The following is a 24,317-nucleotide window of genomic DNA, read 5'->3' as shown; positions in this document are numbered from 1 at the left end:
GCCCCGTTGCTGCGCTGCAGCAACAAACATTCTGCCTAATCTGCCAGCGGCATCATCAGCTGGTCGAGCGGGGCGGCGCCGTTCACCGCTTTTTCCAGATGCGGATAGCGCAGGCCGCCGGTGTAAGGGATTGCAAGCTGTTCGTAACGGTCACCGCGTTTTGTCAGCAGGTTGACGGTTCCGGTTGTCTTCGCCGCGGTAATGGCTTCTTCGAGGCGCTTTGCCGAATATTCCAATCCATCCACTGCGATGATTTCCACGTCATTGACCAATCCTGCATCGTGCGCCGGGCTGTCCCACATTACACCTGAAACACTGCCTGTCTTGGTCACGGAAATGCCCAGCGAATGCGCGAGGCCGGCAGTCCCCGATTCTGCATAGCGCGCCTTGTCATATACGTTGGGCTCGTCTTTCCACACCAACCGGTAACCGCCCCAGGTGACGCCATCGATCGGCGCCGGCTGGGCGGGCTGGCGAAGCCGCGTGTCGAGGAAATCTGCCCAGTCATAGGGGGCGACCTTGTCAAGCTCTGCGACCACATCGCCGAAATCATACGTGACCTGGCCCCAATCGCCGTCGCGGATGCCGAAGAACGCCCTGGCAAAATCATCGAGCGAACGCTTGCCCTTGGTCAGTTCGCGGATTTTCATATCGGCGGCCAGCCATACAAGCGCACCTTCGGCGTAATAATCCTCTCCGCGTGACAGCGATGCGAATGGCTTGGGCTTGCGCGCCGCCATTATCGGGTCGAGCGTCGTATCTTCGACAGAACGCCAGCGGCGCCCGGCCTGTTCGGAATAAAACCCTGCCATGCGGGCAATTTCGCCCAGCACCATCTCATTGGGTGCCATGCCCGAACGGGCCAGCAGCACCAGATCCCAATAGCTGGTCTGGCCTTCGTACAGCCACAGGAGATTGCCCACCATCGGTGTGCGGAAATCGGGTGTCCACATCCCTTCGGGACGGCGGAATTTGCCATTCCAGCTGTGGACGATCTCGTGCGGTAGCAGTCCGCGCTGATGCTGGTTATTGTCCCAGTCGGTAAAGTAATCCGGGTCCAGCGTATTTTCGCTGCTCCGGTGGTGTTCCAGCCCGATACCGCCCAGCTTGTCGGTCAGCCCCAGCAGAAATTCGTAACGGTCGAAATGGCGCGATCCGAACAGCGCGATGGCTTCGTCAACCAGCCGTGTGTGCGCTGCGATCGCGGCGGGCGGAGCTTCCAGACTGGATGGTTCGTCGGCCATCACATTCAGCGTCACATTGTTGCCCAGATCGAATTTACGGTAATATTTGCCCGCAAACATCGGCGAATCGATCAGCGTTTCATAATCGGTGATGCCGTAATCAATCCGGTTGCCGCTGACTTGCGCCCCGTCCAGCGCCGCCACACCGGTCCACCCTTCGGGCAGAATGACTGACGGCTGCACCTTGATCTGGCGGGTGTAATATCCCGCCGGGTACAGCGAAACCTGTTCGAACTGGAGGTTGAGCATTTCTGGCGTAACCGAAACACGGCCTTCGCTTTTGCGAACCGGGGTCAGGAACTTGAACGTCAGGTCGAGCGCCTCTGCACCCTCGGGCATCTGGATATGAAAGGCATACACATCATAGCTGTCACGCACCCACGGCACGGTTTTGCCGCCGGCAGTAATCTGCAGATCGACCAGTTCGGCAATTGCGCCGCGCGGGCCATGCTTGCCCGGAAGCCATTCGGGATAGAGCAGCGTCATTTGTCCCGCGACAGCCTCCATATCCGCAGCGGGAATGGTTTGTTTCACCGAATAGACACCGCGGATTATATCGGTTGCGTCCACTTCCAGCCGCATAACGCCGGGATAAGGAGCATCGACAGCTTTCATGATCGTATCGGTGACCGGCGCGGCTTGCGGACCGCTCATCCGCGAGCGGTCCTGTGCTGCGGCGGGGGCGACCGTAATGGCTGCAAGCAAGGCAAGCGAAGTTGCGGCGAAACGCATTGAAAATTCTCCGGGGGGCGACCAATGTTGCGCAATCAAGTGCCGAGAAGGGCAGTCGAGGTCAAGCGTGTGCTAAAGCGATTGCGGCGCTTGGCAGCGATGCGCTAGGGCGCAGCGCATGGCCAAACAGCAAAACACCGCCCGAACTCCTAACGCCATTCGCGGCACGCAGGACATCTTTGGCGCAGAGGCTGAGGCATTTGCCTTTGTCGTCGAAACATTCGAGCGCGTCCGCAAACTCTACCGCTTCCGCCGCGCCGAAATGCCCGTGTTCGAAAAAACCGAAGTGTTTGCGCGGTCGCTGGGCGAGACGACCGATGTTGTGTCGAAGGAAATGTACAGTTTCCTCGACCGGGGCGAGGAATCGCTGACGCTGCGCCCCGAATTCACCGCCGGTATCGCGCGCGCTTATCTGACCAATGGCTGGCAGCAGCACGCCCCGCTCAAACTGGCAACGCATGGTCCGCTGTTCCGCTACGAACGCCCGCAAAAGGGGCGCTACCGCCAGTTCCACCAGCTCGATGCGGAAATTATCGGCGCTGGCGAACCGCAGGCCGATGTCGAACTGCTGGCGATGGCGGATCACCTGCTGAAAGAGCTCGGCATTCATGATGTGACGCTGCACCTCAACACGCTGGGCGACGGGGTAAGCCGCGAAGCATGGCGCGCCGCGCTGGTTGAATATTTCCGCGCGGTGAAGGATGATCTGTCGGAAGATTCGCAGGAACGGCTGGAGAAGAACCCGCTCCGCATCCTCGACAGCAAAGACCGGAAGGACAGACCGTTTCTAGCGGGTGCGCCGAAGATCGACGATTTCCTTTCGGACAATGCACGCAATTTCTTCGCGCAGGTCACCGCCGGGCTGGACGCGGCGGGCGTCGAATGGGTGCGCGCCGAGGCGCTGGTGCGCGGGCTCGACTATTACCGCCACACCGCGTTCGAGTTTATTCCCGACGAAGGCAGCGCGTCTGCCGATGCCTTGGGTTCGCAAAGCACGGTGCTGGGCGGCGGGCGCTATGACGGGCTGATGGAAAGCCTTGGCGGCCCTGCCACGCCTGCGGTTGGTTGGGCGGCGGGTATCGAGCGCCTGGCTATGTTGGTCGGGGAGCGTGATTGGAATGAAACGGCGGTTGGCATCCTGCCCCAATCGGAGGAGCAAGAATTACGAGCCCTTGAAGTCGCTGCTATTCTACGACGAGGAGGCATCCAATGCTGGACAGCTTTCAAAGGCAACCCGAAAAAACGTGGCATTAAGGCCCGGTCCGATGGCGCATTTGCCGCTCTTTATGTTCGACCCGTTGATCAGGATGGTCGTGAATTCAACATTACATCGGTTTCAGAAACGGACGCGGAAGTATTCTTGAGCCAAGAGGTGATGAAAATTCTTGGCGAAGATCGGTTCACGCTTTGATATATCCTTTTTCTCGTCATCCCCGCGAACGCGGGGACCCAGAGTTGCTTGGTCGCACTTGCCAGCCGGGTTCCCGCGTTCGCGGGAATGACGAACGTTTGTACGTGGGGTTGGGCCAATGACCATCCCCGAGGAACGCCTCCGCCAGATCGGCAACCGCTTCTCCGAGCTTGAGGCGCGGCTTGGTTCCGGGTCGCTGGAGGGCGAAGCGTTTGTCCAGGCGAGCCGCGACTATGCCGAGCTGGAGCCGGTCGCCAAAATCGCTGCCGAGATCAGATCGGCGCGCGAGGAAATTGCCGGCCTCGAAGAAATGCTCGCCGACCCCGAAATGAAGGCGATGGCCGAGGATGAACTTGCCGCTATTCGCGCGCGTTTGCCTGATGCCGAACGCGCGCTTGCGCTGGCCCTGCTGCCGCGCGACAGCGCCGATGCGAAGCCCGCCATGCTCGAAATCCGCGCAGGCACGGGAGGTGACGAGGCGGCCTTGTTCGCGGGCGATCTTTACCGGATGTACGAAAAATACGCTGCCGAACAGGGCTGGAGGGTCGAGCCTGTCAGCATGAGCGCAAGCGAGGTTGGCGGTTTCAAGGAGATTGTCGCGAATGTGACCGGCACGGGCGTGTTTGCCAAGCTGAAGTTCGAAAGCGGCGTCCACCGCGTGCAGCGTGTGCCCGAAACCGAAAGCGGCGGGCGCATCCATACATCGGCTGCGACTGTGGCCGTATTGCCCGAACCGGACGAGGTCGATGTCAAGATCGATCCAGGTGATCTGAAAATCGACACCTACCGCGCCAGTGGGGCAGGCGGTCAGCACGTCAACACCACCGACAGCGCGATCCGGATTACCCACTTGCCAACCGACACGGTGGTGACGTGTCAGGATGGCCGCAGCCAGCATAAAAACCGCGAACAGGCGATGAAGGTGCTGCGCGCGCGGTTGTTCGAGGCGCAGCGTGATGCAGTGCAGGGCGCGGAGGCCGAAGCGCGCAAGGCAATGGTGGGATCGGGCGACCGCAGCGAACGCATCCGCACCTATAATTTCCCGCAAGGCCGCGTGACCGATCACCGGATCGACCTGACCTTGCACAAATTGCCCGAAGTGCTTGCTGGCACCGGCCTTGGTGAAATGATCGGTGCCCTGATTGCAGAGGACGAAGCCAAGCGCCTCGCCTCGATGGAAGACTGATGGCCAAGGTCGCCGACGCTCTGCGCGAGGCGGCTGACAGACTGGCTCAGACCAGCGACACCGCCAGACTTGATGCCGAATTGCTGATGGCGGAGGCGCTGGGGGTCGACCGTTCCGCAATGCTGCTTGGCAGAATGCAGGACGATGCACCGCGCCCCTATGCCGAGTTTGTAGCGCGCAGGCTGCGCTGCGAGCCGGTGGCCTATATTCTCGGGCGGCAGGAATTCTATGGCCGCGAATTTCTGGTATCGCCCGAAGTCCTGATCCCGCGCGGCGATAGTGAAACGGTCGTGGGCGTGGCGCTCACCTGCGATTTTTCGCGGGTGCTCGATTGCGGCACCGGATCGGGCGCCTTGTTGCTCAGCGTATTGGCTGAACGACCCGCGACACGCGGCGTAGGGATTGATGCCTCGCTGGGCGCATTGGCGCTCGCTGCCGCGAATGCCGCCAGACTGGGGCTGGCAGACCGGACCCGGATGCTCAGCCGCAACTGGCGCGATGATGGATGGATGGATGGTTTGGGCCTGTTCGATCTCATCCTCGCCAATCCGCCCTATGTCGAACGCGGCGCGGCACTGGCGCCGTCGGTGCAGCGGTTCGAACCGGCTCAGGCGCTGTTTTCCGGGGATGAAGGGCTCGATGATTACCGCATTTTGATACCGCAATTGGGCAAATTGCTTGCTCCGGGCGGCAATGCGATCATCGAAATCGGTTCTTCCCAGAGTGAAACGGTGTCGCAAATTGCAAAAAATGCAGGCTTTTCAGTAACGCTCCACCGCGATCTGGCACAAAGGCCACGCGCGCTCCAGCTTGTTGAAACGTTACGCAATTAGGGCTTGGCAAGGCCGCTGCATCGCGGTAGGCCTATAGCAGGCCAGCGGAAGGAAGCGTCCTCCGCCAGGCCCAGCTCCAACATTTGCCGCAAGCAGGGTTTACGCCCGAAATGCAACGCAGATGGGGGGTCCCGGTCCGCACAATGCGCGGGCAGGACATGGATGAGGGCTCTTGTGATTGCATTATGGCAATGATGCCGGGCAATCCCGAATTGGGAAGATTATTCCTTTGAATAACAATAACCGTAACAACACGAACAACCGCCGTCGCGGCCGTAGCAACAGTAACCGTCAGCAAGGTGGAGGTGGCCCGAACCAGCTCAACCGGATCGATAATCGTGCGCGCGGTAATGCCGCGCAGATGCTCGATAAATATAAAAAGCTGGCGCATGATTCCTCGCTCAATGGTGACCGGGTCCAGTCGGAATATTATCTGCAGTTTGCCGATCACTATTTTCGCGTAATCGCGGATAACAAGGCGCGGCAGGATGAACAGCGCGTCAAGCGTGATGATCAGCGCGGCGATAATTCCGATGGTTCAAACGACAGTGATGATGACCGCAGCCAGCGCCAGCCACGCGCGCGCCGCGATGACAATGATCAGGATACGCGCGGGCAGAACAGCCGTAACCAGCACAGTCAGGAAAAAAGTCCCCGTGGCCAGCGTGGCAGCAACCAGAACAGCCGCGATGACAGCGATAGCGGCAGCCACAGCTACAGCCGGGCCGATCGCGATAGTGATAGTGATAGGCAGCAGGCAGCGGATGACCGCCCCAAGGCTGTCAAACCCCGTACCCGCCGGCCCAGCAAGCCGGTACAGGAGGGGGCGCTCGACATGGCGATACTTCCACCGGCAATCGGTGCAGCTTCGGGGGATGCGGAAGCACCCAAGAAAGTCCGCAAGCCGCGGGTGCGCAAACCATCCCCGGATGAAAGCGATACTCTCAAAGCGGTGAGCTGAATTCGCGGCTACCAACCAGGCTCAGGGCGCGCATAACAAAATGAGCTCCGCTGCGAACTTTGCGGACCGGGCCAGGGCGTATCCCAACGCGGGCGCGCTGGTGCTGGGCGCAGTGTCGGCTACCGGTTTTGCGCCGCTATCCTTGTGGCCGCTCGCCCTGCTGGCAGTGGGCCTGTTTGCATTTGTCGTTGCCCGCGCCGCGACGATCAAGCGCGCCGCCATGGCGGGCTGGCTGTTCGGATTGGGCCATTTTGCGGTTGGCAACAGCTGGATGGCCAATTCTTTCAAATATCAGGATGCGATGCCTGCATGGCTGGGCTGGCTAGCGGTTTTGCTCGCCGCGATTTATCTGGCTGTTTATCCCGCGATCGCCGCGGTCTGCACGCGTCTGGTTTGCAAATCGGGACTGACATGGCAATTCGCCGCCATATTCGCGGCGTTCTGGACATTGTCGGAATGGCTGCGGTCATGGGCTTTTACCGGATATCCCTGGAACCCGTTCGGCGCCGTACTGGTCGGTCCGTTTGACCGGACCGGCGCGGCGATCGTGCTCCCCTGGACAGGTACCTACGCGCTATCCGGACTGGCGGTATTCTTGGGGGCGGCGGCGGTGATCCTGTTTGGCAGACGCCGTTTTCCTTGGCTTGGCGGCGCGGCTGCGCTTTTGCTAGCGGCGATGGTCTGGCCAGCTTCTGCCCGCGATGAAGGCGATCTGACCTTCACGCTGGTCCAGCCCGATTTACGCCAGCAAGATGTGAACAATCCGGCGACATTCGAAACGCAATTTCGCAATATCGCAACGCTTAGCCTGCCCAGGGATCCCGGGCAGAAACGACTGGTCTTCTGGCCCGAATCGGGTGTGCCCGACTATCTCCGGTCGGGGTATCCGCAGCGTTATTACGACCAGATGACTGCCGCGGGCGATCCGGAATTTGCCCGTCAGCGGATCGGCCGGGTAATCGGCGAAGGCAGCATCGTTCTCACCGGCGCGGTCGATCTGGAGATACGGCGGGGCCGCGCAGCCGGTGCGCGCAATGTGGTCACCGCGATGGACGAAACAGGTGCAATCATCGGGGGTTATGACAAGGCCCATCTTGTCCCGTACGGCGAATATCTCGCGCTTCGCTGGTTGCTCGAACCGCTGGGCGCCAACCGGCTGGTTGCCGGAACAATCGATTTCTGGCCCGGGCCCGGTCCGCAGACGTTGGATCTGGGCGATATGGGCAAGATCGGTCCGCAAATCTGTTACGAGATTATTTTCTCCGGCCATGTGACCGATCGCCGCAACCGCCCGGATTTTATCTTCAACCCGTCAAACGACGGCTGGTTCGGTAGCTGGGGGCCGCCGCAACATCTGGCGCAAGCGAGAATGCGCGCAATCGAAGAAGGTCTGCCGGTTCTCAGGGCCACGACAACCGGTATCAGCGCGGTGATCGATGCTGACGGGATCGTGCGCGACCACATCGGTCTGCAGAAGGCGGGAAGGATCGACGGCCTGATCCCGCCGCCGCGCGAGCCGACTTTATTTGCACGGCTGGGCAATTACCTGCCGCTCGGCTGGGCGTTTCTCGTCTTACTGATCGCAATGGTTGCGCCGCGTTTCAGGCGCGGTTAGACCGCGTTTTGAATTTTCCGGACAGCACGTCTTACAACAAGGAACACGCGTCGATGCGCGAGAGCTATCTCTTTACTTCCGAAAGCGTTTCCGAAGGTCACCCGGACAAGGTGTCCGACCAGATTTCCGATGCAATTGTCGATTTGTTTCTGGCGAAAGATCCCGAGGCACGGGTTGCCTGCGAAACCATGACCACAACGCAGCGCGTGATGCTGTCGGGCGAAATCCGTTGCCGCGGGATATATGAAAACGGCAAGTGGGTGGACGGTGCGCTGGCCGAAATCGAGGCAACCGTTCGCCGGACGGTGCGCGAAATCGGTTATGAGCAGGAAGGGTTCCATTGGGAAACGCTGACATTTGAAAATCATCTGCACGGGCAATCATCCGAAATTGCCCAAGGCGTCGATGCCAGCGGCAACAAGGACGAAGGTGCGGGCGATCAGGGTATCATGTTCGGGTTTGCCTGCGATGAAACGCCTGACCTGATGCCGGCGACGCTGGATTACAGCCACAAGATTCTCGAAACGATGGCGGCAGACCGGAAATCGGGAGCAGCGCCGTTCCTCGAACCCGATGCCAAAAGCCAGGTTACATTGCGGTTCGAAAAGGGCAAACCCGTCGCCGCCACTGCGATCGTGGTTTCGACCCAGCACGCCAAGGGTTACCACGAAGGCGCAAAAGAGGCCGAGCTTAAGAATTACGTCAAAAAAGTCGTCGCCGGCGTGCTTCCGGCCAACCTGTTGTCCGGCGAAACCGTTTATCACATCAATCCTACCGGAGCGTTCGAAATTGGCGGACCTGACGGCGATGCAGGCCTGACCGGACGCAAGATCATCGTCGATACCTATGGCGGCGCTGCGCCGCATGGCGGCGGCGCGTTCAGCGGCAAAGACCCGACCAAGGTCGATCGCTCGGCTGCTTATATCACACGCTATCTGGCCAAGAATATCGTCGCAGCCGGTATGGCGACCCGCTGTACAATCCAGTTGGCCTACGCGATCGGTGTTTCGCAGCCGCTGTCGCTTTACGTTGATACGCACGGCACGGCAGCCGGGGGAATCACCGATGCCGGGCTGGAGGAGGCAATCAAATCGATTGAGGCACTTGGCGGATTGACGCCTCGCGGCATCCGTACACATCTGGGGCTGAACAAACCGATTTACCGCGTCACTGCGGCCTATGGTCATTTCGGACGCAAGCCCGATGGCGATTATTTTCCGTGGGAACGCACCGATCTGATGGACGAGCTAAGGGCGGCAGTGGCGGGTTAACCGCTCAGCCTTTGCGAAAATCATGCGTCACGATCCCGGCGGCGCGGATTTCTTCCTCGTGGCCTTGTTCGCGCCACTCTTCGACCAGCGCTTCGGCTTCCCACTGGCGCATGGCCGGGTGCAACAGCATGTCGTCGGCCCATCTCTGGCCCCGACCGATGTCCAAGCCGAATGTGCGGATACGAAAGACGACCGGCGCGAAGAATGCGTCCACGGCGCTGAACCGGGGTCCGGCCAGATAGGGGCCGCCGAACTGGTCCAGCCCTTGCGCAAACAGTTCCGCCAGCCGCGCCACATCCTGCGCCAAACGTCCGCCGCAAACGACCGGCTGCATTCGCACCCCGACATTCATCGGACATTCGTTACGCAGTGCGGCAAATCCGCCGTGCATTTCGGTGACGGCGCATTGTGCAAACGCCCGCGCGGCCCCGTACGCCGGCCAGATCCCGTCATGCCGTTCTGCCAGATACAGCGTAATGCCGAGTGAATCCCAGATCGTACGGTCACCATCAATCAGTGCGGGAACCATGCCCGTGGGCGAAAATGATCTGAACGCGGCAAAGTTCGAAACTGCCGCAAATGGCTCTATCCGGTCACAAAACGGGATGCCGAGCGCCTTCATGAGAACCCATGGACGCAGCGACCAGCTCGAATAGTTCCTGTTCGCGGTTATCAGCGTGTAGTCGCCCATGGCCTAACCCTTGCGGACGCTGTCCTGATCTTCGCCAAGGCGCGGCGAAGCCTTGCCCAACGCCAATTGCGCATCGGAGAAAGTGAACGGGCTGCGCACTCCGGCAATACCGCCGGGCAGATCGATTTGCATACCGCGTGCGCACACCTGCGGGTCGGCAAACACTTCATCCAGCTGATTGATCGGGCCAGCCGGGACACCGGCGGTCTTGCAGCTTTGCAGGATGCCGTCCTTGGTCCAGCCGAGCACCTCCCTAACGATTTCCGCCTCCATCCATTCGCGGTTTTCCAACCTGCCGGCATTGCTGGCAAGGCGGGGGTCCGCGGCCAGGTCGGGACGTGCCAGGACGTGCATAAGTTTGACGAACAGACCGTCATTCGCCGGCGCCAGAATTACATGACCGTCCGATACTTCATAAACACCGTAAGGGATGACCTGCGCGTGCGCATTGCCCATCCGCGGCGGATTTTCACCGGTCGCAAAAAAGCTCATCGCCTGATTGGCGAGCAGCGAGACCGAACAGTCCAGCAGCGACATATCGATATGCTGGCCCTTGCCCGTGCGCGCCCGCATCAGCAGCGCGGACTGGATCGCGATCGTGGAATACAGCCCGCAAGAAAGATCGGATATCGATACCCCCATTTTCATCGGCTGGCCATCTGGCTCGCCCGTCAACGCCATGAACCCGCTCATACCCTGAATCACGAAGTCATAACCCGGTTCGTCACGCCGCGGCCCATCCTGGCCAAAGCCGGTGATCGAACAATACACGATCCCGTGATTGTCACTCGCCAGTGAGGTGTAGTCCAGACCGAACCGGGCGAGCGTACCAGGCTTGAAATTCTCGATGACGACATCGGCCTCGCGGCACAGATCGCGCACGCGTGCCAGATCGTCCGCTTGTTTGAAATCGGCAACGATCGCTTGCTTGCCGCGATTGCAGGCGTGGTAATAGGCCGCCTCGCGGATATGCTCACCGGCGCGGTTCTCGCGCTCGATCCAGGGGGGGCCCCACTGGCGCGTCCCGTCACCTTCGGGGCTTTCCACCTTGATCACTTCTGCGCCCAGATCGGCCAGCGTTTGCCCGACCCACGGGCCCGCCAGCACGCGTGCCAGCTCGACCACTTTCAGGCCGGCAAGCGGTGTGTTTTTCACCGGGCTATCAGCGGGCAAGTGTTACCGGTCCGCCCAGCTCGATCGCTTTTTTATAGGCAGGGCGCGATTTCAGGGACTTCTGGTACCGCGCCGTGTTGGGGCGGGTGGATAGCAGGCCCATACCCTCTGCGTGTTCGAGCATATATGAAAGGTTGATATCGGCGCCGGTGAAATTATCGCCGCACAGATATTCGCGCCCTTCCAGATGCCGCTCTACATGGTCGAGCTGTTTGACCAGTTCCGCATCCATCCATGCCAATGCGCCTTCGGGCAGGCCCATGCGCGGGCCAAGCATCCGCATGATCATCGGCATACCCAGTGTGCCTTCGGAAAAATGCATCCATTCGAGATATTCGGCGCGTGCCGCGTCGCCCGCGGCATGGGTCAGTTTCCCGTTGCCGTATTTCTCGGTCATGAATTCGATGATCGCGCCCGATTCCACCACCACGTTTCCGTCGATCACGACGGCCGGAGCCTTGGACATGGGATGCACTTCGGCGAGCGATGGCGGCGAGCGGAAAGTTTGCGGATCGCGGTCATGGCAGACCAGTTCGTAATCGAGCCCCAGTTCTTCCGCGAGCCAGATGATCCGCGTAGAGCGCGAAATGCGCAGGTGATGGATGGTAATGCTCATGGGGTTCAGCTTTCGAAAGAGGCGGTTGTTTTGGCGGTGATATCTTCAGCTGTGACGCCCGGCGCGAGTTCGATCAGCCTGAAGGGGCTGTCATGATCGGCCCGGCGAAATACCGCGAGATCGGTGATGATCATATCGACGACATTCTGGCCGGTCAGCGGCAGGGTGCAACGGGGAATGAATTTGGGGCTGCCGTCCTTGGCGCAGTGATCCATCACCACGATTATTTTTTTGACACCCGCGACCAGATCCATCGCGCCGCCCATCCCCTTGATCATCTTGCCGGGAATCATCCAGTTGGCGATATCGCCGTTTTCGGCCACTTCCATCGCGCCCAGCACCGTCAGGTCGATATGGCCGCCGCGGATCATCGCAAAGCTGGCGGCGCTGTCGAAATAGGCCGATTGCGGGAGTTCGCTGATCGTCTGCTTGCCGGCATTGATCAGGTCGGCATCTTCCTCGCCGTCCAGCGGAAACGGACCGATACCGAGCATGCCGTTCTCGCTTTGCAGCGTGACGTCGATACCGGCGGGAATATGGTTTGCGACCAGCGTCGGAATGCCGATCCCCAGATTGACATAATAGCCATCTTCAAGTTCTCGGGCCGCCCGTGCGGCCATCTGGTTTCTATCCCATGGCATTGTCTTGTTTCACCTCAGTCAATTGCTTTTCGGCCGCGATCGGCAGTCTGTTATCGCGCTCACGACCCCGATTGTAAAAATGGCGCAGGGGCAAGGAACCACCCGTTACCGAACAAGGGTTCCAGCCGGATCGCTGAATCGGGGTCGCGCAAATAGTAATACATCTCGTCGAAATCGCCCTTTTCGTCGCCCGCAATTGCCACAATGCAGTACCGGTTTGCCGCGCGTTCGCGCAGCAGTTGTTTGCGGCCCGCCTCTCCGGCGCCCAACAGTAAGGCCGACCCGTCCACGCGCGAAATACCCGACTTCCGCATCGCGTTCACGACTTCGCCGGCGAAATTTTCCGGCAGATCGGAAATCCATAACACCTCGATCGAATTGTCGGCCAATGTACCAAGTGCGTTCTGCAAATCGCGGCTGATTGTCCCGGGGGCGGAGGGATCGAAGACGTCATCGTCGGGATCAAAGTCAATCAGAACGGCAGGCGGCTGCCTGCCGCACAGCTGCGTCTTACCATCGAGGCGCGAGGGATTTTGCAAAATGGCCGATGGTCGCCGCGCCAGGCCGGCATCCTCTTGCGCCCGCTTGACCGCAAAATCCGTGAAAGCGGTGTAGGAGCCGGTTTCCCCAGCCGGGCCAGCTGTATTGCCGGCCATTGGAGCGGGCAGTTCGGTTATTTCCAGAACTTCGTAAGCGGGTTCGGCTGGCGGCGCCGCGATATTTTTTCCGGGCAGCTGCCGCATCACGGGATCGGGCGAAACGACATCGCCTGCATCCGCGATTTCAAAAGCCGGGGCGCCCGCGGTCCCGGCGCGGTTCGGGGCGAGGTTCGGGGCGAGGTTCGGGGCGGCCGGTTTCTGCACAGTGGACATGGCGCCTGCCGCCGCAATCGGCAGCAACGCGGCCACGCAGCCGCCATTCAGCAAAGACAAAGCTAACGCCGCCATCCCCAGCCCGGCTTTCATCAGGCGGCTTCCCGCTCGCGCACAGTCCTGAATTCAATTTTCTTGTCGTAGGGCGCGCCGACAATCATCCGCTGCACGTAAACGCCCGGCAAATGGATACAGTCTGCGTCCAGCGATCCGGTCGGGACGATTTCCTCCACTTCGGCAACGCAGAATTTGCCGCACGTGGCGGCGGGCAGGTTGAAATTCCGGGCAGTCTTGCGGAACACCAGATTGCCCGTTTCGTCGGCTTTCCATGCTTTCACGATGGCAAGGTCGGCAAAGATACCTTCTTCGAGGATATAGTCTTCACCGCGGAAGTTTCTGACGTCCTTTCCTTCGGCTACCTGCGTGCCGACGCCCGTTTTAGTGTAAAAGCCCGGTATGCCCGCGCCGCCGGCGCGCATCCTTTCGGCCAGCGTACCTTGCGGGCAAAATTCGACTTCCAGCTCGCCCGACAGAAACTGCCGCTCGAATTCCTTGTTTTCGCCGACATAGGAACTGATCATCTTGGCGACCTGCCTGGTCCGCAGCAACATTCCGATGCCCTCATTATCGATCCCGGCATTGTTGCTTGCGAACACAAGGCCTTTGACGCCGCTGTCCCTGATGGCGGTCAGCAGCCGTTCGGGAATACCGCACAAACCGAATCCGCCCGAAGCGATCAGCATATTATCGGCCAGTATGCCGTCCAGTGCAGCAGCGGCATCGGGGAAGATTTTCTTCATTCGCGCATCCTCAGTCACAGGCAGTCAGCCGTCTGATGTATCTTAGGGTTTTGTCACAGCCATGTCACCACGCCTGACCTCGCGTTCCGCGCGCCAGATCAAATCAGAGTTGCGTAAAACGCAACTGAACGTGCTCTTTTCGCACTTGCACAAAAATGCGCTTTCCAACATATAGGGCAGGCCTTTTTAGGCATCCTCTCCCAAAACTTCCAAGGCCCGGCCGGTTCTCCGTCCGGGCCATTTTTTTGACCGCACTCGTGCGTAAACCGCTCTCGGCCGTTCCCCCATTTGGACAGACCATTTGAAATGCCGGTCACTCCACCCTAGCTGTGGGCTGAAAGATTTACACTGGACAGGGAAGTTTGCCTGATGGCTGATGCGGACGCCGCTATCGAAAATAAGAATGTCAGGTTGCAGGTTGCGGCAGCCCGGCAGGAAGAAAGCGGTCAGGGTATCGCCCGGATACCCAAGAGCGCGTTTCAGGCGCTGGGTATTACCGAAGGCGATCTGGTTGAAATCACCGGCAAACGTTCCACCCCCGCCATTGCTGCACCAGCCTATCCCGAAGATCAGGCGCTCGATGTGGTGCGGCTGGACGGACTGCAGCGGGCCAATGCCGAAACCGGGTCCGGCGAGCATGTCAAAATTGCCAAAATCGAATCGCGCGCGGCGACGCGGGTGGTGTTTGCGCCCGCCCAGCGGGAAATGCGGCTGCAGGGCCCCACGCAGGCGCTGAAGCGCAATTTCTTTCGCAAACCGCTGATTACCGGCGATCTGGTGGCGACAACCGGCCAGCAGCCGGTCCAGAATATGCCCGACGAAGTGCGCAGGATGTTCAACCAGCCTGCCTATGCGCTTACCCAGATACGCCTGCGGGTCGTCTCCACAGTGCCCAAGGGCGTGGTGCATATCGACGAAAACACCGAAGTCGAATTACGCGCCGAGTTTGCCGAGGCCGACGATCGCCGCGCAGTTGTGAATTACGACGATGTCGGGGGGATGGGCGATACCATCCAGCAACTGCGTGAAATGGTCGAATTGCCGCTGCGCTTTCCCGAAATCTTTACGCGGCTGGGTGTCGATCCGCCGCGCGGCGTGTTGCTGCATGGGCCACCGGGCACCGGCAAGACCCGGCTTGCGCAGGCGGTTGCCAATGAAAGCGATGCCCAGTTCTTCACGATAAACGGCCCTGAAATCATGGGTTCGGCCTATGGCGAGAGCGAGAAGCGCCTGCGCGAAGTGTTCGAAGAAGCGGCGCGCGCTGCTCCGGCGATTATTTTCATAGACGAAATCGATTCGATTGCGCCCAAGCGCGAGCAGGTCCAGGGCGAAGCGGAAAAGCGCCTTGTCGCCCAACTGCTGACGCTGATGGACGGGCTGGAATCGCGGGTAAATCTGGTCATTATCGCGGCCACCAACCGGCCCGATGCTATCGACGAAGCGCTGCGCCGGCCCGGCCGTTTCGACCGCGAGATTGTGATCGGTGTCCCCGACGAATCCGGTCGCCGTGAAATTCTGGCGATCCACACCCGCGGTATGCCACTGGGCGATCAGGTCGATCTGAAAGAACTGGCGCGCACGACGCACGGCTTTGTCGGTGCCGACCTTGCGGCGCTCACACGCGAAGCTGCGATCGAAGCGGTGCGCCGGATCATGCCCAAGCTCGATCTGGATGAACGCACCATTCCGCCCGAAGTGCTTGCTGAACTGAGCGTCACGCGCGAAGATTTTGTCGAAGCGCTCAAGCGCGTGCAGCCATCTGCCATGCGCGAAGTCATGGTTCAGGTGCCCGATGTCGGCTGGGATGATCTGGGCGGCCTCGACGATGCGCGCGATAAATTGCACGAAGGCATCGAACTGCCGCTGAAAAATCCTGATACGTTCCGCCGGCTGGGCATCCGTCCCGCCAAGGGCTTCCTGCTTTACGGGCCTCCCGGTACGGGCAAGACACTGCTTGCCAAAGCTGTAGCCAAAGAAGCGCAGGCCAACTTCATCTCGATGAAAAGCAGTGATCTGCTCAGCAAATGGTTTGGTGAAAGCGAACAGCAAATTGCCAAGATGTTCGCCCGTGCACGCGCGGTTGCCCCCTGCGTTATCTTTATCGACGAGATCGATAGTCTGGTGCCGGCTCGCGGGTCGGGCAGCGCGGAACCGCAGGTGACCGCACGCGTCGTCAACACGATTCTGGCCGAAATGGACGGGATGGAAGAATTGCAGTCGGTGGTCGTGATCGGCGCCACCAATCGGCCCGCTCTGGTCGATCCGGCGCTGCTGCGTCCCGGCCGGTTTGACGAACTGGTTTATGTCGGCACGCCCGACGAAAAGGGCCGGGAGCATATTCTGAAAATCCACACCCGCAATATGCCGATCGCAAAAAGCGTCGATCTGGGTAAAATTGCGGCTCAAACCACACGTTTTACCGGTGCCGATCTGGAAGATGTGGTGCGCCGTGCCGGCCTCGTCGCGATCCGGCGTAGCGGGCCCGGCGCCAAGAGCGTAACGGGCGCCGACTTTACCGAAGCGCTGAAAGATTCGCGCGCCACCGTTACGGAAAAGATGGAGGAGGAATACGCCAACATCAAAGGCGAGCTGAAAATGCGCGCATCATCGGTGCACCCGATCGGCTTTGTTCACGACGGCATGATCGAATCGACCCGCGACAAGAAGCACGATTAGACCGCAGTGCGAAGGTGGCTATTTTGCTACCTTCGCATTGGCTGCTTCGACTTCAAGCCGGTGATGGATAAGCGCGTCGGGCATTTCGCGCCGCAGCCAGTCAATCATGTGCTCGCGTATTTTGCAGCGAAGCTGCCACAGCGTAGCGATGGAATTCGAGCTGACCGCCAGCCTGAGCTCGATCGATTCGGGATGTGCTTGGGTCATCAGCATCTGAACGGTGCGGCCGTCCCAATCCTCATGACCTTTCACGAAGCGTTCGAATTCTGCGCGGATCGGCGCAATCGGGGTCGCAGGGTCGAGGTGGAGGTAAACAGGGCCGGTCAGCATTTCGTTGGAGCGCGACCAGTTTTCGAAACTGTCATCCAGAAAGCGGCTGGTCGGGACAATGACGACACGTTCATCCCACGTGCGAACGACCACAAAACTCATCCGGATTTCTTCGACCCGGCCCGTATGGCCATCCACCACCACCAGATCGCCCAGCCGCAGAGGCTCGGTTATGGCCATTTGCAATCCCGATATCAGCGATTTCAGCGCCGGCTGGGCGGCGGCACCCACTGCCAGTGCTGCCAGACCTGCCGATGCCACCAGAGTTACGCCGATATTGCGGACCTGCGGAATGCCCAGCAGTATCAGGCCGACGGTGACAAAGATGATCGCAAAGGCAGCCACACGGCTCAGGATTTGGACCCGCGTTTTACGGCTGCGTTCCTCGGCCAGATCCTGTGAGGGCAATTCGCGAATTTCGACCGTATAGGCAAACGCGCGCACCAGTGTCAGCGCGACCCAGCCAAGCAGCGCGGGTACGACAAACCGGGCTGCACCATCCCACACCCATTCGACCAGCGAATTGGCTTCGGCCAGAATCGATATGGCTATGGCGACAAATGACCAGCGCAGCGGGCGGTAAAGCCGTTCAAACAGTATCCGGTCGTTATCGGTGGTCGTACGCTGTGCGATCCTGAACAGGATAGCGAAAACCGCCTTGTGCAGTAGCAACGCCAGAACCAGCGCCAAACCCAGCCCGATGACAGCGCGTGTCGTCTCGTCCCAGCCGATATTCAGATCTGCCACATTGATAAGATCGTTCATGCCGCGGCCCCTACCGCGCGCCGCACGAAGCGACAAGTCGCCGCGGTCAGGCCTGGCAGATCAGTGCGCTGCGTCCCAACTGGCACCGTGACCGATTTCTATTCCCAAAGGCACATCCAGAGTGACTGCGGGCTGCGCGGCATTAGCCATGACCCCTTCGATCACCGGCTTTGCCGCATCAACATCGCCTTCGGGCACTTCGAATACCAGTTCATCGTGCACTTGCAGCAGCATCTGGACGTTATCGAGCCCGGCCTCGCGCAGGGCCGGCTCCATCCGCACCATTGCGCGTTTGATGATATCGGCGCTGGTACCCTGGATCGGGGCATTGATCGCGGCCCGCTCGCTACCTTGCCGCTCGTTCTGGTTTTTGGACGATATGCGCGGAAACCACGTCTTGCGTCCGAACAGCGTTTGCGAATAGCCTTTCTCGCGCACGCCCTCCAAGGTTGAGTGCATATAGCGCTGGATGCCGGGAAACCGTTCAAAATAACGGTCGATCATCGCCTGCGCTTCATCCGGTTCGACTTCCAGCCGGCCCGCGAGGCCCCAGCGGCTGATGCCGTAAAGAATCGCGAAATTGATCGTCTTGGCCTGCGCGCGCGTGTCGCGGTTTACTTCGCCGAACAGCTCGTTCGCGGTCCGGTTGTGAATATCCTCGCCTGCTGCAAACGCCGCCTTCAATTCGGGGACATCGGCCATATGGGCGGCCAGTCGCAATTCGATCTGGCTGTAATCGGCGGCGAGTAGGACATTGCCTTTTTCGGCCACAAACGCCTCGCGGATCTGGCGGCCGATCGCTGTGCGGATCGGGATATTTTGCAGATTGGGGTCGGTGGACGACAATCTGCCGGTCTGCGCGCCCACGAGGCTATAGGATGTATGAACCCGTCCGGTGCCGGGATTGATCGCGGCTTGCAGCGCATCGGTATAGGTGTTCTTGAGTTTCGCAAGCTGGCGCCATTCAAGCACTTTTGTAGCGACCCCCGCTCCTTCGCCGGCCAGCTTCTCCAGCACGGCCTGATCGGTGGAGTACTGCCCGCTTTTGCCCTTACGCCCACCTTTGTAGCCCAGCTTGTCGAATAAAACGTCGCCCAGCTGTTTGGGGCTGCCGATGGTGAATTCCTGACCCGCAGCCTCGTGAATTTGCTTCTCGAGCCCGGCAATACTTACGGCAAATTCACCCGACAGGCGGGCCAGCGCCTCGCGGTCCACCTTGATACCCCGGCGCTCCATCCCCGCGACGACAGGTATCAGCGGGCGATCGACGCGTTCGTAAACCATAGCGGAATGTTCGATGGCGAGCCGCGGCTTCAGATGTTTGTGCAGCCGCCACGTTACGTCTGCGTCTTCGGCGGCATATGCGGTCGCCTTGTCGAGCGGAACTTCGCCGAACGAAATCTGTTTCTTGCCGGTTCCGCACACGTCCTTGAAGCTGAGCGGGGTGTGGCCAAGGTGCTGCTCGCTCAATCCGTCCATTCCGTGCCCGCCGCCGATCCCGTCAAGCGAGCGCCCCGCGTCAAGATCAAAACTGATCACCATCGTGTCATCCACGGGGGACACATCGATGCCATGGCGGGCCAGCACATTGAGGTCATATTTGATGTTCTGGCCGATTTTCACCACGGCATCGCTTTCCAGCAGCGGTTTCAAAGCGGCCATGGCATCCTCCATGGCGATTTGCGCGGGCTTTTCAGCGAACATATCGGTTCCGCCATGGCCAAGCGGAATATAGCACGCATCATTTGGCCCCAGCGCCAGACTGATACCCACCAGATCCGCGCTGATTGCATCAAGCGCGCTGGTCTCCGTGTCCACGGCAACCAGCCGGGCGGCAAATGCGCGGTCAACCCACGTTTGCAGAGTGCCGATGTCCTGCACGCAAACATATGTGCTGCGATCGACAGCGGGCATATCGGGTGCCGGCTGGCTGTTGCCTTGGAGCGATGCGGGCGCTGTTTGTTTGTCAACCTTGGCCGGATCGAGATCATTTGTGCGGTCCGGGCTACCGCTTCCGGCATCAAGCCGGCGCAACAGGCTGGAAAATCCGTGCTTCTCCAGAAATGCGGCCAAAGGCGCCTGCGGAATCGTCTCGAGCGCGAAATCGTCAATCGCGATCGGCAAATCGCAATCTTCCTTCAGCGTAACGAGAATACGGCTGAGCTCCGCCATCTCGCGGCCTTCGAGCATCCGCTCCTTCAGCTTGGATTTTTTCATATCCGGCGCTGCATCCAGAGCACCAGCCAGACTGCCATGTTCCTGGATCAGCTTGGTCGCGGTTTTGGGGCCAATGCCATAAATGCCGGGTATATTATCAACCGAATCGCCCATCAGCGCCAGAACATCGCCAACCAGTTCCGGCCTTACGCCGAACTTTTCTTCTACTTCGGCAACCCCGATCCGCGCGTTCTTCATGGTATCGAGCATATCGATCTTGCCGCCGCTGTCGGCATGAGTGCCGACAAGCTGCATCAGATCCTTGTCCGAAGACACGATCGTGACGTTCCACCCGCGTGCAGCCGCAGTACGGGCATATGATGCGATCAAATCGTCGGCTTCGAGGCCCGCTTCCTCGATACACGCGAGGCTGAACGCCCTTGTCGCATCACGGATAAGCGGGAATTGCGGCACCAGGTCTTCGGGCGGCGGTGGGCGGTTTGCCTTATATTCGGGATAGATATCGTTACGAAAGCTCTTCGAATCCTTGTCGAGAATCACGGCCAGATGGGTCGGGCCATCGGCCTTGTTCAAATCCTCCGCCAGCTTCCACAGCATCGTGGTGTATCCGTAAACCGCACCAACCGGCGTACCTCGCTTGTCGGTTAGCGGCGGCAAGCGGTGGTAAGCGCGAAAGATATAAGCCGATCCGTCGACCAGATAGAGATGCTGTTTTTCTGACATTCAGGCTTGGTAGCAGTGCCGGAGGGGTTGGTCAGCAGCTTTCATGCGTTTCCCAACAGTGATAAAAAGCCAATGATTACAATAGATCGAAGTCAAATCAGGCAGAAATATGGCGAAACCTCTTGCGCTCGCCACAATCCCGCCTTATTTGCTGCTGTGAAGTTTGCGAACATGCAAGCCTCGTATGAAGCAAATCCGCTTCATATCTTTACTCGCTGTTCAAGGAATTGAATCTTATGCGTAAATTCGTAATCGCAACTGCTGCTGTAGCAGCTCTCTCGCTCGCCGCTTGTTCGGAAGGCACCCAGGACGCTGCAGAAGCAACGACCGAAGCTGCTGCTGCCGACGCTGAAGCCAACATGGAAGCTGCTGGCGACGCTGTTGTCGACACATCTGCCGAAGCTGCTGCCGAAGTAGAAGGCGCAGCCGCTGAAGTAGAAGCTGACGTTCAGGACGAAACCGTCACTGAAGCTGCTGTAGACTAATTCAGTCGTTTCGATGAAACGCGAAGGGGCGGTGCCGCAAGGCGCCGCCCTTTTTCTATGCGTAGTCGATCAACTTGCCGCGCGCGGCCCGGTCAGTATGCGGACCGCGTCAAGCCGCGCTGTTGCGGTTTGGTGTAACCATTATAGATTGCACTCGCGATAGCGGCGATCTTGGCTTCCCGATTGGCTCTCGAGCCCTGACCGGTCACGTAAATCGCGACAGCCATTGATCTGCCGTCAGGTGCTGTGATTACGCCGACGTCGCTGGACGTGTTGTTGAGCGATCCGGTCTTGTGCGCAACCAGAGCGTTGCCGGGCAACAGGTGGGGGATCCGGCGTTTACCGGTGCGGCAACGTTCCATCGCACCGATCACGACATCGCGGCTGCGCGGAGTAAGCCAGCGGCCCTGATAGAGGCCCGATAGAAGCGCGACCATCGCACGCGGTGTGGCGCTATCGCGTTTGTCGATAATGATCGCCGGGTCGAATTCGCCGTCATCGCGGACAAGCGTCGCGATATCGCGGTCGATCTGGACATGTTCGATCCCCGACCTGCGAAGCCAGTCATTCACTTTATCCGTGCCGCCCACCGCAGCGATCATGGCATCCGTCGCCGAATTGCTGCTGCGCGTAATCATCAGTTCGATCAATTCGCTTGCCGGAAGATAACTCCCGCGCTTCACCGGGGCTGCCCGGCTTGAGAATTTCGCCGACTGGACCGGAATCAGCAGCGGGTAGCGATCTTCCAGCGACCAGCGCCCTTGGTCCACGCCTTCGAGATATGTCGCTGCAATGGCGATCTTGCTTGTACTGGCCATCGGGAAACGCTGGTCACCCAGGATTGCGACTTCGCGGCCGGTTTCAAGATCGATGGCCGCAACCCCGATCCTGCCCTGATCACCACCTGCCAACATGGCGATCTGGCGTTCAAGCGGCGTATCGTAGCGCGCTGAATAATCGCGCGGAGCGCGCGTGTCGGTACCCAGTTCACGGTCGAAGGCGTTTTCGAAATTGTAGGATTGAGCCTGCGCGCCAGCCGGGCTGAGCACTGCAAAGCCAAGCGCCAATGCTGCACTGATTTTACCGAATACGCCTGTAAAGTGTCCCATATCCGCAACGATACCCCGATTATGCTTTTCGAATCCTTAACGGGGTAAGATTCCAGCCCGCAAGCGTCTGAGCGACGAAGCGGGCTGGATTGGCGTCCTGTGGATAAGTTAGCCGTGTCCGGCGCGGATCATGCTGAGGCGATGGCCTTTGCGATTACCGACGAATTTTCGCCAGTCAGCGTTTTGGCAAGTTCCCCTACCAGCGCCTCCTTCAGCTTGGCGTTGTAGTGACGCCGCATCTCGCCAAGCGTTTTGGGGTCTGCGACAACCATCAGTTGCTTGATCTTGCCGTCCATCACCGCGCGGTTCAGCCATTCGGCCGCAGCCGCAGCATGGGCCAGTTCATCGAGATCGGTTGCACCGGTTTTTTGTCCGCCATCATCCTGATGTTTAACGCCCGCGCTGAAGTTGGTCGCTTCCAGATCGGGTGTCTCCGCTCCGTCCAGCTTTGGTTCGAATGGCTGGCCGGTGTTATGCAGCAGAATGAAGCGTTTACCATCGACGACGGCGACATGGGCTTTATGCGGCAATTTCATGAATAGATTCTCCTTCTGTCACTTAACGGACAAAGCGCCCAATCGTTGCACGCGCCGACGATTGTGCACGGTATCTGATGCGCATCGCCTCCATCGCGCCTCGATGCGCCAGCGCTGCCTAATCAAAAACGGGTTCGGGCGTGCTGACCTGTCCTCGCCGGGCGATGAAATACAGCAGCGTTCCCACTACCAGCAATCCGGCCAGCAGCAGAAATGCGCTGGCCGGGGCTTGGATAATTGTGAAGCTGGCAAAGAATGCGCCCACTGCGATTACCGGCCACCAGTACCATCGCAATCGGCCGTCATGGCCTGCCTCCGTTCGCCGCATCAACACGATGAATGCAGCGGTCATAACCAGCGTTGAACCCTGTGCCGCGAGCGAGGTGACCGTAGCAAGAAACGTGAACGCGCCGCTTGCCAGCATGATGGCCACCAATCCCGAAAACAGGAAAATGGCGCGATCGGGTGTCTCGAAACGCGGCGAGATATTCGCGAACATGGACGGCAGCAATCCGCGATCGGCCATTGCATAAGCCACGCGGGGGCCGGCGATGAAGAAATTGAGGCAATTCGTGGCAATCGAAAATATCGCTGCGAGACTGAGCAACAAGGCACCATTTTCGCCCATCACCGCCCCTGCAGCGGCCGCCAGCGGTGTCGCATCACCATCGCTCTGCGGCGCACCGGCTGCGATATAGGCCCATTGCACCGCCATATAAAATGCCATGATTAATGCCAGCGAACCCAGCATTGTAACGGGTAAGTCGCGGCGGGGGTTTTTAAGCTCGCCCGCCGAATAGGCCGAGCTCGCCGCACCCGAATATGCGAAATATACCAGCAGAGCGACGCTTTCAAACGCTTCAAACTGCGGCAAGGCAAAATCGGTCGCGATCCCGCCGGATGCATAGGCAAATCCGCAAAGCAGCAGGATCGGGCTGACTTTCAGCAGCGTACCGATGGCAAGCCCGCCGATGCTGTTTTTCATGCCCGAAACGGTGATGACCGTCATCGCCGCGAGCAAAGCGCCCAGCGCCAAAGCGCGGGCGGCAGGTTCAGCAAACACCGGGAAAATGACCGAAAGATACGACACCAGGACATAAAGCGTTGCCGCGCGCCCGGCCGCCATCCCCAACAGAAGCACCCAGCCGATCTGAAATCCGACAAATGGTCCAAACGCCGCCTGCGTCCACAATTGCGGTCCGCCCGACGACCGGAACATATTGGAAAGCCTGGCGGAAATCAGAATGCTACAGGCGAATAACAATCCGAAAATCAGGAACATCCACGGTGCGAAATTGCCGGTCTCGGCATAAAGCAGTGCGGGCAGGGCAAAAATACCGGCCCCGATCATGCCATTGATGCTCATCAGCGTTGCGCCGAATTTGCCCACTACGCGTGGCGGCGATTTTGTATTGTCCAAGCGCAAGCCCCCTTGCGCAACCCTGACCGCAACATGGACCGTTCCCGCG

At 59.6% G+C, this 24,317-nt stretch carries 20 protein-coding genes; 8 read left to right on the top strand and 12 right to left on the bottom strand.

Annotated elements, in window-relative coordinates:
- Positions 1-35: 35 nt before the first annotated feature.
- Positions 36-1,976, bottom strand: a complete 1,941-nt coding sequence (locus WFP06_RS12235) for a M61 family metallopeptidase (protein ID WP_336987440.1) — start codon at positions 1,974-1,976, stop codon at positions 36-38.
- Positions 1,977-2,094: 118 nt separating this feature from the next.
- Here WFP06_RS12235 and hisS point away from each other — a divergent pair, with 118 nt between their 5' ends.
- The 6 genes from hisS (at position 2,095) to metK (ending at position 9,253) form a co-directional block, all read left to right on the top strand.
- Positions 2,095-3,387, top strand: coding sequence for a histidine--tRNA ligase (gene hisS / locus WFP06_RS12230; protein ID WP_336987439.1), 1,293 nt, complete (start codon positions 2,095-2,097; stop codon positions 3,385-3,387).
- Between the two features lie 118 nt (positions 3,388-3,505).
- Positions 3,506-4,573, top strand: coding sequence for a peptide chain release factor 1 (prfA, locus tag WFP06_RS12225; RefSeq protein ID WP_336987438.1), 1,068 nt, complete (start codon positions 3,506-3,508; stop codon positions 4,571-4,573).
- Positions 4,573-5,406 carry a peptide chain release factor N(5)-glutamine methyltransferase gene (prmC, locus tag WFP06_RS12220; RefSeq protein WP_336987437.1) on the top strand — a complete coding sequence of 278 codons (834 nt, stop codon included), beginning with the start codon at positions 4,573-4,575 and terminating at the stop codon, positions 5,404-5,406. Before prfA ends, prmC begins: the two co-directional genes overlap by 1 nt.
- Before the next feature lie 229 nt (positions 5,407-5,635).
- Positions 5,636-6,367 (top strand): DUF4167 domain-containing protein, encoded by a 732-nt coding sequence (locus WFP06_RS12215; protein ID WP_336987436.1) that lies wholly within the window; start codon positions 5,636-5,638, stop codon positions 6,365-6,367.
- A 40-nt stretch (positions 6,368-6,407) separates the two neighbouring features.
- Positions 6,408-7,982, top strand: a complete 1,575-nt coding sequence (lnt, locus tag WFP06_RS12210; RefSeq protein ID WP_336987435.1) for an apolipoprotein N-acyltransferase — start codon at positions 6,408-6,410, stop codon at positions 7,980-7,982.
- 53 nt (positions 7,983-8,035) lie between these two features.
- On the top strand, positions 8,036-9,253 hold the full coding sequence (gene metK, locus WFP06_RS12205) for a methionine adenosyltransferase (RefSeq protein ID WP_336987695.1): 1,218 nt from the start codon (positions 8,036-8,038) through the stop codon (positions 9,251-9,253).
- Between the two features lie 4 nt (positions 9,254-9,257).
- On the opposite strand, the gene WFP06_RS12200 is transcribed toward metK, so the two are convergent.
- From WFP06_RS12200 to WFP06_RS12175, 6 genes are read right to left on the bottom strand one after another with little or no spacing between them, the layout of a single operon-like run.
- Positions 9,258-9,944 carry a glutathione S-transferase family protein gene (locus tag WFP06_RS12200; RefSeq protein ID WP_336987434.1) on the bottom strand — a complete coding sequence of 229 codons (687 nt, stop codon included), beginning with the start codon at positions 9,942-9,944 and terminating at the stop codon, positions 9,258-9,260.
- A gap of 3 nt (positions 9,945-9,947) precedes the next feature.
- Positions 9,948-11,099, bottom strand: coding sequence for a CaiB/BaiF CoA transferase family protein (locus tag WFP06_RS12195; RefSeq protein ID WP_336987433.1), 1,152 nt, complete (start codon positions 11,097-11,099; stop codon positions 9,948-9,950).
- A 7-nt stretch (positions 11,100-11,106) separates the two neighbouring features.
- Entirely contained in the window at positions 11,107-11,733 is a 627-nt protein-coding gene (locus WFP06_RS12190) for a glutathione S-transferase family protein (protein WP_336987432.1), read from the bottom strand.
- A gap of 5 nt (positions 11,734-11,738) precedes the next feature.
- Positions 11,739-12,374, bottom strand: a complete 636-nt coding sequence (locus tag WFP06_RS12185) for a CoA transferase subunit B (protein ID WP_336987431.1) — start codon at positions 12,372-12,374, stop codon at positions 11,739-11,741.
- Between the two features lie 59 nt (positions 12,375-12,433).
- On the bottom strand, positions 12,434-13,339 hold the full coding sequence (locus WFP06_RS12180; protein WP_336987430.1) for a hypothetical protein: 906 nt from the start codon (positions 13,337-13,339) through the stop codon (positions 12,434-12,436).
- The gene (locus WFP06_RS12175) at positions 13,339-14,046 is read right to left on the bottom strand and encodes a CoA transferase subunit A (protein ID WP_336987429.1); all 708 of its coding nucleotides are present in this window, start codon (positions 14,044-14,046) and stop codon (positions 13,339-13,341) included. The genes WFP06_RS12180 and WFP06_RS12175 overlap by 1 nt, the downstream gene beginning before the upstream one ends.
- 369 nt (positions 14,047-14,415) lie before the next feature.
- On the opposite strand from WFP06_RS12175, the gene WFP06_RS12170 reads away from it, so the two are divergent.
- Positions 14,416-16,722 carry a CDC48 family AAA ATPase gene (locus WFP06_RS12170; RefSeq protein ID WP_336987428.1) on the top strand — a complete coding sequence of 769 codons (2,307 nt, stop codon included), beginning with the start codon at positions 14,416-14,418 and terminating at the stop codon, positions 16,720-16,722.
- An 18-nt stretch (positions 16,723-16,740) separates the two neighbouring features.
- Here the strand turns inward: WFP06_RS12170 and WFP06_RS12165 are convergent, their stop codons facing one another.
- Both WFP06_RS12165 and polA read right to left on the bottom strand, forming a co-directional pair.
- Positions 16,741-17,817, bottom strand: coding sequence for a mechanosensitive ion channel family protein (locus WFP06_RS12165; RefSeq protein ID WP_336987427.1), 1,077 nt, complete (start codon positions 17,815-17,817; stop codon positions 16,741-16,743).
- 60 nt (positions 17,818-17,877) lie between these two features.
- Positions 17,878-20,718 carry a DNA polymerase I gene (polA, locus tag WFP06_RS12160; protein WP_336987426.1) on the bottom strand — a complete coding sequence of 947 codons (2,841 nt, stop codon included), beginning with the start codon at positions 20,716-20,718 and terminating at the stop codon, positions 17,878-17,880.
- A 236-nt stretch (positions 20,719-20,954) separates the two neighbouring features.
- Between polA and WFP06_RS12155 the strand changes: the two genes are divergently transcribed.
- Positions 20,955-21,203, top strand: a complete 249-nt coding sequence (locus WFP06_RS12155; protein WP_336987425.1) for a hypothetical protein — start codon at positions 20,955-20,957, stop codon at positions 21,201-21,203.
- Between the two features lie 92 nt (positions 21,204-21,295).
- Here the strand turns inward: WFP06_RS12155 and WFP06_RS12150 are convergent, their stop codons facing one another.
- The 3 genes from WFP06_RS12150 to WFP06_RS12140 all read right to left on the bottom strand — a co-directional run bounded on the left by WFP06_RS12150 (position 21,296) and on the right by WFP06_RS12140 (position 24,268).
- The gene (locus WFP06_RS12150) at positions 21,296-22,312 is read right to left on the bottom strand and encodes a serine hydrolase (RefSeq protein WP_336987424.1); all 1,017 of its coding nucleotides are present in this window, start codon (positions 22,310-22,312) and stop codon (positions 21,296-21,298) included.
- 128 nt (positions 22,313-22,440) lie between these two features.
- A complete protein-coding gene (locus tag WFP06_RS12145; RefSeq protein WP_336987423.1) occupies positions 22,441-22,848 on the bottom strand; it encodes a baeRF12 domain-containing protein in 408 nt (135 codons plus the stop codon).
- A gap of 118 nt (positions 22,849-22,966) precedes the next feature.
- Positions 22,967-24,268: an APC family permease gene (locus WFP06_RS12140; RefSeq protein WP_336987422.1), complete on the bottom strand. Its 1,302-nt coding sequence runs from the start codon at positions 24,266-24,268 to the stop codon at positions 22,967-22,969.
- Positions 24,269-24,317: the final 49 nt, after the last annotated feature.

The sequence above is a fragment of the Altererythrobacter aquiaggeris genome, assembly GCF_037154015.1.
Taxonomy (GTDB): Bacteria; Pseudomonadota; Alphaproteobacteria; order Sphingomonadales; family Sphingomonadaceae; genus Aestuarierythrobacter; species Aestuarierythrobacter aquiaggeris.
This window is presented reverse-complemented; position numbering and strand designations above follow the sequence as displayed.

Excerpts from the sequence above, each read along its gene's own strand:
- WFP06_RS12235 (WP_336987440.1), bottom strand. The coding sequence starts at position 1,976 with ATGCGTTTCGCCGCAACTTCGCTTGCCTTGCTTGCAGCCATTACGGTC.
- hisS (WP_336987439.1), top strand. The coding sequence starts at position 2,095 with ATGGCCAAACAGCAAAACACCGCCCGAACTCCTAACGCCATTCGCGGC.
- prfA (WP_336987438.1), top strand. The coding sequence starts at position 3,506 with ATGACCATCCCCGAGGAACGCCTCCGCCAGATCGGCAACCGCTTCTCC.
- prmC (WP_336987437.1), top strand. The coding sequence starts at position 4,573 with ATGGCCAAGGTCGCCGACGCTCTGCGCGAGGCGGCTGACAGACTGGCT.
- lnt (WP_336987435.1), top strand. The coding sequence starts at position 6,408 with ATGAGCTCCGCTGCGAACTTTGCGGACCGGGCCAGGGCGTATCCCAAC.
- metK (WP_336987695.1), top strand. The coding sequence starts at position 8,036 with ATGCGCGAGAGCTATCTCTTTACTTCCGAAAGCGTTTCCGAAGGTCAC.
- WFP06_RS12200 (WP_336987434.1), bottom strand. The coding sequence starts at position 9,944 with ATGGGCGACTACACGCTGATAACCGCGAACAGGAACTATTCGAGCTGG.
- WFP06_RS12190 (WP_336987432.1), bottom strand. The coding sequence starts at position 11,733 with ATGAGCATTACCATCCATCACCTGCGCATTTCGCGCTCTACGCGGATC.
- WFP06_RS12185 (WP_336987431.1), bottom strand. The coding sequence starts at position 12,374 with ATGCCATGGGATAGAAACCAGATGGCCGCACGGGCGGCCCGAGAACTT.
- WFP06_RS12180 (WP_336987430.1), bottom strand. The coding sequence starts at position 13,339 with ATGAAAGCCGGGCTGGGGATGGCGGCGTTAGCTTTGTCTTTGCTGAAT.
- WFP06_RS12175 (WP_336987429.1), bottom strand. The coding sequence starts at position 14,046 with ATGAAGAAAATCTTCCCCGATGCCGCTGCTGCACTGGACGGCATACTG.
- WFP06_RS12170 (WP_336987428.1), top strand. The coding sequence starts at position 14,416 with ATGGCTGATGCGGACGCCGCTATCGAAAATAAGAATGTCAGGTTGCAG.
- WFP06_RS12165 (WP_336987427.1), bottom strand. The coding sequence starts at position 17,817 with ATGAACGATCTTATCAATGTGGCAGATCTGAATATCGGCTGGGACGAG.
- polA (WP_336987426.1), bottom strand. The coding sequence starts at position 20,718 with ATGTCAGAAAAACAGCATCTCTATCTGGTCGACGGATCGGCTTATATC.
- WFP06_RS12155 (WP_336987425.1), top strand. The coding sequence starts at position 20,955 with ATGCGTAAATTCGTAATCGCAACTGCTGCTGTAGCAGCTCTCTCGCTC.
- WFP06_RS12150 (WP_336987424.1), bottom strand. The coding sequence starts at position 22,312 with ATGGGACACTTTACAGGCGTATTCGGTAAAATCAGTGCAGCATTGGCG.
- WFP06_RS12145 (WP_336987423.1), bottom strand. The coding sequence starts at position 22,848 with ATGAAATTGCCGCATAAAGCCCATGTCGCCGTCGTCGATGGTAAACGC.